The 9,296-nt window shown below is 38.5% G+C and carries 10 protein-coding genes; 2 read left to right on the forward strand and 8 right to left on the reverse strand.

All coding sequences use genetic code 11. The features are described 5' to 3' along the window. Positions 1-48: 48 nt before the first annotated feature. The 3 genes from BALCAV_RS13015 to BALCAV_RS13025 all read right to left on the reverse strand — a co-directional run bounded on the left by BALCAV_RS13015 (position 49) and on the right by BALCAV_RS13025 (position 1,860). Entirely contained in the window at positions 49-1,038 is a 990-nt protein-coding gene (locus BALCAV_RS13015) for an ROK family glucokinase (protein ID WP_003321631.1), read from the reverse strand. Between the two features lie 13 nt (positions 1,039-1,051). Next, positions 1,052-1,255 carry a YqgQ family protein gene (locus BALCAV_RS13020; protein ID WP_003321632.1) on the reverse strand — a complete coding sequence of 68 codons (204 nt, stop codon included), beginning with the start codon at positions 1,253-1,255 and terminating at the stop codon, positions 1,052-1,054. 92 nt (positions 1,256-1,347) lie between these two features. Beyond that, the gene (locus BALCAV_RS13025) at positions 1,348-1,860 is read right to left on the reverse strand and encodes a hypothetical protein (RefSeq protein ID WP_003321633.1); all 513 of its coding nucleotides are present in this window, start codon (positions 1,858-1,860) and stop codon (positions 1,348-1,350) included. Positions 1,861-2,017: 157 nt separating this feature from the next. Here BALCAV_RS13025 and BALCAV_RS13030 point away from each other — a divergent pair, with 157 nt between their 5' ends. After that, positions 2,018-2,419, forward strand: coding sequence for a YueI family protein (locus BALCAV_RS13030; protein WP_003321634.1), 402 nt, complete (start codon positions 2,018-2,020; stop codon positions 2,417-2,419). Between the two features lie 84 nt (positions 2,420-2,503). Here the strand turns inward: BALCAV_RS13030 and BALCAV_RS13035 are convergent, their stop codons facing one another. Next, positions 2,504-3,955: a spore germination protein gene (locus BALCAV_RS13035; protein WP_003321636.1), complete on the reverse strand. Its 1,452-nt coding sequence runs from the start codon at positions 3,953-3,955 to the stop codon at positions 2,504-2,506. Positions 3,956-4,063: 108 nt separating this feature from the next. On the opposite strand from BALCAV_RS13035, the gene BALCAV_RS13040 reads away from it, so the two are divergent. Then, a complete protein-coding gene (locus BALCAV_RS13040) occupies positions 4,064-4,939 on the forward strand; it encodes a hypothetical protein (protein ID WP_003321637.1) in 876 nt (291 codons plus the stop codon). Between the two features lies 1 nt (position 4,940). On the opposite strand, the gene BALCAV_RS13045 is transcribed toward BALCAV_RS13040, so the two are convergent. The 4 genes from BALCAV_RS13045 to nhaC form a co-directional block, all read right to left on the reverse strand. Next, entirely contained in the window at positions 4,941-6,494 is a 1,554-nt protein-coding gene (locus BALCAV_RS13045) for a rhomboid family intramembrane serine protease (protein ID WP_160173415.1), read from the reverse strand. A gap of 5 nt (positions 6,495-6,499) precedes the next feature. Beyond that, on the reverse strand, positions 6,500-7,228 hold the full coding sequence (locus tag BALCAV_RS13050) for an HAD family hydrolase (RefSeq protein ID WP_003321639.1): 729 nt from the start codon (positions 7,226-7,228) through the stop codon (positions 6,500-6,502). A 150-nt stretch (positions 7,229-7,378) separates the two neighbouring features. Then, positions 7,379-7,585 carry a hypothetical protein gene (locus BALCAV_RS13055; protein WP_003321640.1) on the reverse strand — a complete coding sequence of 69 codons (207 nt, stop codon included), beginning with the start codon at positions 7,583-7,585 and terminating at the stop codon, positions 7,379-7,381. 43 nt (positions 7,586-7,628) lie between these two features. Next, complete coding sequence (nhaC, locus tag BALCAV_RS13060) at positions 7,629-9,014, reverse strand: Na+/H+ antiporter NhaC (RefSeq protein WP_003321641.1); 1,386 nt, start codon at positions 9,012-9,014, stop codon at positions 7,629-7,631. Between the last annotated feature and the right edge of the window lie 282 nt (positions 9,015-9,296).

Consider the following 9,296-nt stretch of genomic DNA (forward strand, 5'->3'; position numbering starts at 1 on the left):
CTTTCTATTTGATTTTGCTCGTACCCTTTTATAGATTGTCCTTTTATATTATACAGTATGTTTATTTAGAGGGGATGGTGAAGATATTTTCGCAAGCCACGCCGCCCCGATCACTCCTGCATCATTACCAAGTGTCGCAATTTCAATCTCCGCACCTTCTGCCACACGCGGCAGGGCAAATCGATTAAATTGTGTTGTTAACGGTGTTAATAAACCGTCCCCAGCTTTAGAAACGCCGCCACCGATCACAATTTTTTTCGGGTTAATTGAATTAGCTAAGTTCGCCACCACTAAACCTAAATGAAAGGAAACCTTCTCAACAATTTCAGCCGCAAAAGAATCGCCAGCCTCCGCTGCTTCAAATACATCCTTTGCTGTTACTTCACCGTCACTTACTAAAATTGATTGTAATTTACTTTCAGGATGTTGGACCAAGCCAGTCTCAGCAAGCCTCGCAATTCCAGTCGCAGATGCAATGGTCTCAATGCAGCCCGTTTTCCCACAATTACAAGAGACGCCGCCATCAGCTATCGCGGTAATATGACCAATTTCTCCAGCCATTCCATTCACACCGTGCACGATCTTCCCGTTTGAGATAATTCCTCCGCCAACACCTGTACCCAGTGTCACACAAAGTAAATCAGATGCACCATCTCCTGCCCCTTTCCACATTTCACCCAAAGCGGCCACATTGGCATCATTATCAACTGTTACCCGAAGACCAGTTTCTTTTTCCAGTATTTCCTTCAATGGAAAGTCAGTCCATCCAATGTTAACTGCTTTATAAATAAAGCCTGTTTCCATTTCAATAAAACCTGGAGCTCCTAATCCAATTGCAGATAACTTTTGCTCACTTTCCCCTAATTGATCAAGATTAAGTCGGATCGCTGCGGCAATATCTTTTGGAATTTGGATCCCTTGCTCCTCAGTATTTGTTGGAATTTCCCATTTCGCAGCAATTTCCCCGTTTTCAGTAACAAAAGCCATTTTTATCGTTGTTCCTCCAACATCAACACCAACATACCACTTATTTGTCATGCTACTCCACCTTCTACAATTTTGTTTCTTTTACTTGACTGAGCTCTTTTCTTAAAATGAGCAATGCTTGTTGAAATGTTTGTGTATCAATCATACCCCAATTATGTAGTTCATGCACTTCTTTTTCCATAAGTTGAAGGTCCATTTTTCGGTCGCGAGTATAAATAAAAATGCCAAACTTTTTTAAAAGCTGCAAGAGATCATAAAACGTTTTCATACTGCTCACCTCAAAGTCATTATAACAGCCTAGCCTTAGAACGGAAAGGATTCTACCAAAATTAGAATTATTAAAATACTACAACAGCTATTTTAAAAAATTTTAATAACTGTGATAATGAATAGCCAGATACAAGGGAAATAGACAGCATACGGAAACTGCCAAAATTTTTGCCTGAGCTGCCATTGAATAAAAATCCCAATAAACAAAGCAATCCCAAAAACCACACTAGCAAAAATCGTAAAGAACGCTCGAAAATCAAAGATTCCCCATTCAAAGCCCATAAAGAAGAAAAGGAAAAACAATAAATTTAAAACAACCTTCTCTTGAACAAAAAAGAAACCGAAGCTTGGATGAAACCTCGTACAAGCTGCCCAAATAAACAGAAAAGCGAGCACACAAATGATAAATTCAATAAACCAAAACCCAATTAGAAAAGAAGGGAAAAGTAATCCAACAATCATTCCGATAAAACAAACTACTAGAAATGCAAATGTAAATAAACCATAGAGGAAAAAAGAAGGTGGATGTTTACCTGCTGCTAATAAACCACCAATCGTCACTCCTAATATAAACACAAAGAAAAGGACTGAAAATGCAATCATAAAAAGTGCCTCCCTTTTTCTACAATTCTTGTTCGCACGTTTAAGCCCAATTTCACCTGACAGACACATAAGAAAATTCTTCTTATGATATGATATGTATAGATAAGCAAAAAAGGACAAGAAAAGCGGAATCATTGAATTTAGGAGGAAGATTCTTATGAATGAAAAAGTGCAAGAAAAAATGGATTATGCGTTGCGTGGTACCCCTCAAGTAAAATTAGAGGAGCGAAACCTCTTTTTAACAACGATAGCCGAACGAATTTTTTTCGCGTTAACATTAACTCAAGTACAAAGAAACGGATTATACGATGAAATTATTCAGACGATGGAAAAAGAAAAAGATTTGCAACTGTTTATAAACGGTCACCTCCCATACTCTACTTATTCTAAATACGTCAAAATTGCCAATTCAAAAGGCATTCGTTTTACGATTACAACCCCCAACTACCCAACTCCATTCGGACTCGTTCTTGCTACCGAACGAAGAGCCATTGACTTAGAGCAGATTTTTATTGAAGATGAATGGTACGAACGCGACATGGAAGAGCACCGTAGTTAAATTACGGTGCTTTTTTCACATCATCCCTGACCAAGTTGCTTTGGACGGCCGGCACTGCTCCTTGTCATTCTCATTCGTCCTAACCTACCTATCAGGATCATTCGGATGAATGGCTGTCGGTCGTCGATTTTTCAGTGGCATTGGGGCTCGTAAAACAACATCTCGTAGGGCACGTGCATTAAATGGGATAAATGGCCAAAAATACGGTGTCTCAAATTTCTCAATTCGAACGAGCATGATGATCCATAAGGTCGTTCCGAATAAAAATCCACCTAAACCAAATAGAGCAGTTAACACTAAGAGAGCCACTCGAATGGAGCGATTTGCCAAGCTTAATTCATAACTTGGGGTCGCAAATGAACCAACGACCGCGACCGCTAAATACAGAACGACTTCAGGAGAAAACAAACCAACTTCAATCGCGACTTCGCCAATTAATAAGGCCGCAACGAGTCCTAAAGCCGTTGCTAACGCATTAGGCGTATGAATTGAGGCCATCCTCAGCATTTCAATCCCAATTTCCGCCACCAAAAACTGAGCAAATAATGGAACAGTCCCATCTTCCTGGGCACCTACAAAAGCCAGAGTTCCTGGTACAAATTGACTATTATCAGCGAGTAAAAACCATAATGGCATTAAAAAAATCGAAGCCCAAACAGCGACAAATCGAACTAAACGAAGCCCCGCCCCGATAATCGGCTTTTGTCTATATTCCTCTGCATGTTGCAAGTGATGCCAAAAAGTGGTCGGTGCCACCATCGCACTCGGAGAACCATCAACGAGGATGACGACATGACCTTCAAAAAGCTGAGTTGCTGCGACATCTGGCCTTTCCGTATAACGGACGAGTGGATACGGCTGATAATGATGGCCAAAGACAAATTCTTCAATCGTTTTATCGGCCATTGGCAACCCATCTGTATCAATTTTTTCTAAAGAATCTTTAATATTCTCAATCATTTCCTGATCAGCAATATCACCTATATAACAGAGGGTAATATCGGTTTTCGAACGACGCCCGACTTGGACATACTCAACGCGAAAAGTCCGGTCTCTAATTCTCCGCCGAATAAGAGCCGCATTCATGACTAGCGTTTCGACAAAGCCATCCTTTGAGCCACGAATGACCTGCTCGGTATCTGGCTCTTCAGGACCACGAACAGGATATTCTCTCGTATCAATGATAATAACTTCAGAAATTCCTTCGACAAGTAAAGCGGTCGGACCAGCTAAGACTTGGTCAACGACATTATCCAAATCATTTTCCGTATCAATTTCAATATAAGGAATCCGACTTTGAATCAAAGCTTTTAACGGATCGAGCTTGATTTCCTTATCAGTCGTTCTCGATAATTCCTCTTGAATTTCTGTTAAAGCCGTGTCTTTGGCAAACCCATCGACAACAAAAAAGGCCATGTGGCGATCTGCATGTTTCATCTCTAAGCAGATCGTGTCCATACTTTCTTCAACACCAAGCTGTTTTTTTAAGTACTCTAAATTCTCCGTATAACTCGTTGAAACTTTTCTCTTCACCACATTATTCCCTCCTCTTATTCACTTACAGGCTTCACGAGCCACGTTAAGGTATAATCCAAGACAAGCGAACATATAAATGTGGCAACACGCCATGAAATGGAGGACTCCATGAAACGTATTGCCACAATTCCTATCGTCCTTTTTCTCTCTCTTAGCATGAGCCTTTTTCTCATATTTTATTTTCAAGACCCTAAACCGAAAGAAACGCTCACGTATTTTCCGCCTGATCCGAATACGAGATACATTGAAACAAGAACAGAATTAGATTTATCCTCTGTTAAAAATGAAAAGGAATATGTGTTAACATGGGAAACTCACTCAATGCTTGACCAAAAGAGCTATTTAAGACAAGATGTCTCTTTATTATTTGAGGATGGATTTTTGAAGGATATTTTATCAACTTGGAAAGAGAATACCGAAGCCATTTTGCAAACAAAAGAGATAACTGGAGAAGAGAGCGGACAATATCAAGCGATTACTTTCCATTACGCTGAGCTTCATCAAGGAAATGATTTGATCAAAAGTGCTCAAGCTCTTAGTCACGATGAATTATATGTGATTGATTCTCCCCTTAGTAAAATTTATGCCTTTAAGGAGCCACAAACATTAGAAGAAAAGGAAAGTAAACGAACAATCGATTATATCATTACACAAAAACAACATTATGATCGGCAAGAACTCCTAAAGTATTTTAACCTTAACCCGGAAAATTATATTGCTATCCCGTTAACAGATCTCTCCCTTTATTTAGAGGATGGATTTCCTGGCATCCCGAAAGAAAAAACCACCGATTTTCTCGGCGGTTTGTGGGAAGGGTTATATAAAGAATACGTATTAAACATTCAAAAGCCTGATGGCACGGAAATCAGTGCGCTTGGAAGCACAGTTCCTCACCTCCTCTTTCCGAAAGAGGCAGGTGAAGTATATATTACCTTTCGTACAAGAGAAGGCGACCCAATTTTACTAAAACAAATGATAAACTAAATTAACGATTTTCAAGCTCTTTTAAACGTTCGATATACTGTTCATCACGGTCTGGGTTTAGCTCAATCGCTTTTTGAATATACTCTAATGCTTGATCATAATCTTCTTCAGCTTCAACAATTAAAGACAAATTAAAATAAGCAGGGTGTAAATTCGGATTTTTTTCTAATGCTTGTTCAAAGAGCTCTTTCGCTTCTGAAATCTCTTCATCCTTTATTTTTAAATAACCCAAATAAAAATAAATTTCGCCTACATCTGTTCCTCGTGCGTATGGTCTTTCTAAAAAGGTGTAGGCTTCTGACAATTTTTCCTCTTCTATATATAAATAGGCGATTTGAGCCTCTAATAAATCAAATTCATCTTTTGGTAATAGGGCGTCAGCAAAAAGAAACGGAACGAGGCTCATTATAAATAAACTCACTACGGCTATTAGTTGTTTAACTGACTTCTTTTGTTTAGGAAGTTGAATAACGTATGCCGCGAGAAATCCACCTATTAGGCCACCTACATGAGCACTATTATCGACTACCGGGATAAGAAAACCAAAAGCAAGATTAATCGCTAAGACGATTAAAACATTCGCACCCATCGTCCGAAAAAATAGTTTCCGGTAATTTAATCCGAAATAGAGCAAAGCTCCAAATAAGCCAAAAATCGCTCCAGAAGCACCTGCTCCGATCGATAAATTCATCCAAAAGCTGACTAGTGTACCGATAACGCCAGCCGTAAAATAGATAAAAACAAATCGAAAAGAGCCATAAATCCTCTCCACTAAAGTCCCTAGAAAATAAAGGGCAAGACTATTCATTAAAAGATGTAAAAAGCCAATATGGATAAACATAGAGGTAATGATTCTCCACCATTCCCCGTCCAAAATAAGCGGACTATATTTAGCTCCAACCTCAACTAAAGTTAAAATCGATTCGCTATCACCATAGAGTTCAATTAAAATAAAGATAAAGACATTCATCACCAAAAGGGCATAAGTAACCATAGGCTTTCCGAAAGAAAAAAGCTCCTTTTCCTCTTTTTTCTTTTTATCAGCATACAACTTTAACTCATATTTTAACGCGACCATTTTTGCATCCAATTGCATTGGTTCAAGCTCTCCATCAACCGGAAGATTGCTTAGCAAAAAGCCGCTCTGCAATAGTCGCTCAGATAAAACGGCTCCCTGCGTCTTTTCATCTTGAAAAATAAAGCTAGTGTGAACGACCGTTTTTTTCTTTTTGCCAACATATAATGGCGAAGTTAAACTTGAATAATCATCAACTGGAGGAAGAACCGTGACATAAATATTTTCCGCTTGAACTTCCCTAAGCCGCCTTTCCCTCCGAATCAATTCCATTTTTTTGGCCGTTGCTACCATCTCTTCCTTGTAGCGATTGGCCCAGTCTAAGTCTTTGCGGACAATCCGAAAAATCCTTGTCGGTTTAACGGAATCATCTTCAAGCCACACCTCTTCACCCTTATGAAATAAAAGCTGACAGTTCTTTCGAATAACAAGGTCGTGGACAAGGTTCCAAAACCGGTAATCATGTCTTAAGGAATCCAATTGCATCACCCTTTCCATTTTGCTTTAAACCATTGTTCGAGTTCATTAAGGTGATGGATATCCATAACCGCCTTATTTAGCTCTGTTATCGGTCTTCCTTTATCATTATGATTAAAATAAATAGCTTGCCATCCAGCGTTCCTTGCACCTATCACATCATGTGACCACGCATCACCAACATGTATTTTAGATCCATTAAATGGGGCAAGCTTTTTTTCACATTCATAAAAAATGTTCGGATTTGGTTTGGCAATACCTAACTCTTCCGAAATAAACATATTTTCGCGATTGAAATAGCTCTCTAGCTCTAATCGTTTGATTTTTTCATACTGTGTATCTGCTGGACCATTTGAGATAAGGCCAAGCCTACATTCCTTTTTAACCAAAAAGTCTAAAAGAGAAAAAACACCCTCAAAAGGCCTCATTTTTTCATAAAAGTTTATTAAATAGTCTTGATGAAATTGTTCCGCTTCTTCTATCGTTGTCTCTCTTTTAAAATAGGCCATCGTGTTAAAATATCTTTTCTGTCTAAATATATGTATATCAAGTTTCCCCGACTCAAAGGCTGGCCAAAGCTTCCTATTCTCCTCTTGAAAACAATGAAACCATTGTGAGAAAGGAATAAGCTCCTGTCCAGTTTGTTTCAAAAAACTTGTCTCCATTGCCTGTTCAAACGTGAAGTCAAAGTCATACAAAGTCTGATCGAGATCAAATGTCACAAGATCTTTTTTCAAAATCCAGCACCCCTCTTTTATTATATCAGCACAACCAAAAAGGATGACAGTAATGTCCCTTGTATGAGGGAAACATATTCTCAGTTACTACTCATTATGTATTCAACAAAAATAAATCCGCCCAGAGATGAGCGGACGGATGAAACTCTTTTAAACAGGATCTACTCTTTTTGAAGGCGTTGAAAAAATAGAACCCATCATTTGCTCTCTTATCAGCGGGATTTGCATCGCAAAACCAACAGCTATCCTTCTTAACCATCGTCTTTTTAAGAGCATATTTATTAAGCGATAACGGTATTTATAACCAAAATACAAGGCAATCATGCTTCCGACAAATGATAAAAATGTTCGCTCCATCATATCCCTCCTCGTAACGATAGCTTTTGATAAAATAATAATTTTATTCGTTATGAGCAGAAATCCCAATTCCTAAATACCCAAAAGCAATGGATAATAGAGGAGATATAAAGAGGAAAATAGCATATGGGAAATATTCAACAACCGACACCCCAAGGACACTTGCAAAAAAGGCCCCACTTACTCCCCATGGAATTAATGGATTCACTAATGTCCCCGCATCTTCTAAAGTTCGGGCAAGGTTTTTACGGTGCAACTTGTGCTTTTCATATAAACCAGGAAATAATTTACCTGGGATAAGAATACTTAAATATTGCTCCCCTGTTAATGTGTTAACCGCAATGGAAGTCGATGCTGTCGCCGCTATAACGTCTCCTTGACGTTTCAACTTCGAGATCATCATCTGTAACAACTTATCTAAAAGCCCAATCTTTTGAATGACACCACCAAGGGCTAGAGCAATCATGACGAGAGAAATCGACCACATCATCGATTGTAACCCACCTCGATTAACAATCCCAGCGATTGTTTCGTTCGCAATCGGTGCCGCATAACCTGACTGCAAGGTCTCAAGCCAAACAATTGGATTCATAACCCCTTGAACAAAAATCGCTGTCAGTATTCCTGATATAACACCAACCATGAGGACAAAAATCGTTGGTTTCTTTTTCGCCGCTAACAATACGACAATGAGTGGCGATAATAAAGTAAGCCAACTAATCTTAAACTCTTGTTGCAAACTTAACATAAGAGCATTTGTCGTATCAATACTTGCGACAGTTTCACCATTGCCAATCAAAAGATAAATCGAAACCGTAATGATTAATGCCGGTATCATCGTCCAACACAAATGTTTAATATGCTCAAATAAATCAATTCCGGCAATACCTGCCGCAAAATTAGTTGTATCGGATAATGGCGACATTTTATCACCAAAACAAGCTCCAGATATAACTGCCCCCGCTACTAAAGCCGGGTGAATACCTAATGCTGTTCCGATCCCAAACATCGCCACACCGATTGTACCAACCGTTGTAAAAGAACTACCTGTAAAAGTAGAAACAAGAATACAAATCATTAAAGCACTGATCGTAAACCATTGTGGTGAAATAATTTGAAGTCCGTAATAAATCAAAGTCGGTACTGTACCACTCAACATCCAAACAGCAATGATCATTCCAACGATGGCTAAAATAAGCAATGGCTTTAAGCCTATTTTTATGCCATCAATCATACTTTCTTCAAGCTCGGACCAGCTATATTTATTTTTAAAGCCGAGTATCAAAAATAAAACCAAACTTATTAATAATGGCAAATGTGGCTCAACCTTTAAATAAAAGATACTGTATATCATAACGCCTAACATTAAAACAACCATTAATATCGATTCAAAAAATGAAGGATTTCTCTTTTTCTCTGTTTGTATCATCGCTGTTCTCTCCCCTTGTCAAACAAATAACTTTTACACTTTTAAGCTTTTATGCGTTAAAGTACATATATTAATAAAAGCTATCTTACCCGATTTCTAAAAGCTCGTCAATTGATTCATCAATTGTCAAAATAATAACTCAACTTTCGCAGCATATAATGGCCCCTTAACCGTTGATAGAGATTAATTTTAGGGCGATACAAGACTCAAATTGATTTTACATGAACGGTTCAATCGTTGACAGTCTGAACCCATCTCTTCGTAGGCTGTTTAAGGAAACGG

Source organism: Alkalihalobacillus alcalophilus ATCC 27647 = CGMCC 1.3604 (genome assembly GCF_000292245.2).
Lineage (GTDB): Bacteria > Bacillota > Bacilli > Bacillales > Bacillaceae_D > Alkalihalobacillus > Alkalihalobacillus alcalophilus.

Excerpts from the sequence above, each read along its gene's own strand:
- BALCAV_RS13015 (WP_003321631.1), bottom strand. The coding sequence starts at position 1,038 with ATGACAAATAAGTGGTATGTTGGTGTTGATGTTGGAGGAACAACGATA.
- BALCAV_RS13020 (WP_003321632.1), bottom strand. The coding sequence starts at position 1,255 with ATGAAAACGTTTTATGATCTCTTGCAGCTTTTAAAAAAGTTTGGCATT.
- BALCAV_RS13025 (WP_003321633.1), bottom strand. The coding sequence starts at position 1,860 with ATGATTGCATTTTCAGTCCTTTTCTTTGTGTTTATATTAGGAGTGACG.
- BALCAV_RS13030 (WP_003321634.1), top strand. The coding sequence starts at position 2,018 with ATGAATGAAAAAGTGCAAGAAAAAATGGATTATGCGTTGCGTGGTACC.
- BALCAV_RS13040 (WP_003321637.1), top strand. The coding sequence starts at position 4,064 with ATGAAACGTATTGCCACAATTCCTATCGTCCTTTTTCTCTCTCTTAGC.
- BALCAV_RS13055 (WP_003321640.1), bottom strand. The coding sequence starts at position 7,585 with ATGGAGCGAACATTTTTATCATTTGTCGGAAGCATGATTGCCTTGTAT.
- nhaC (WP_003321641.1), bottom strand. The coding sequence starts at position 9,014 with ATGATACAAACAGAGAAAAAGAGAAATCCTTCATTTTTTGAATCGATA.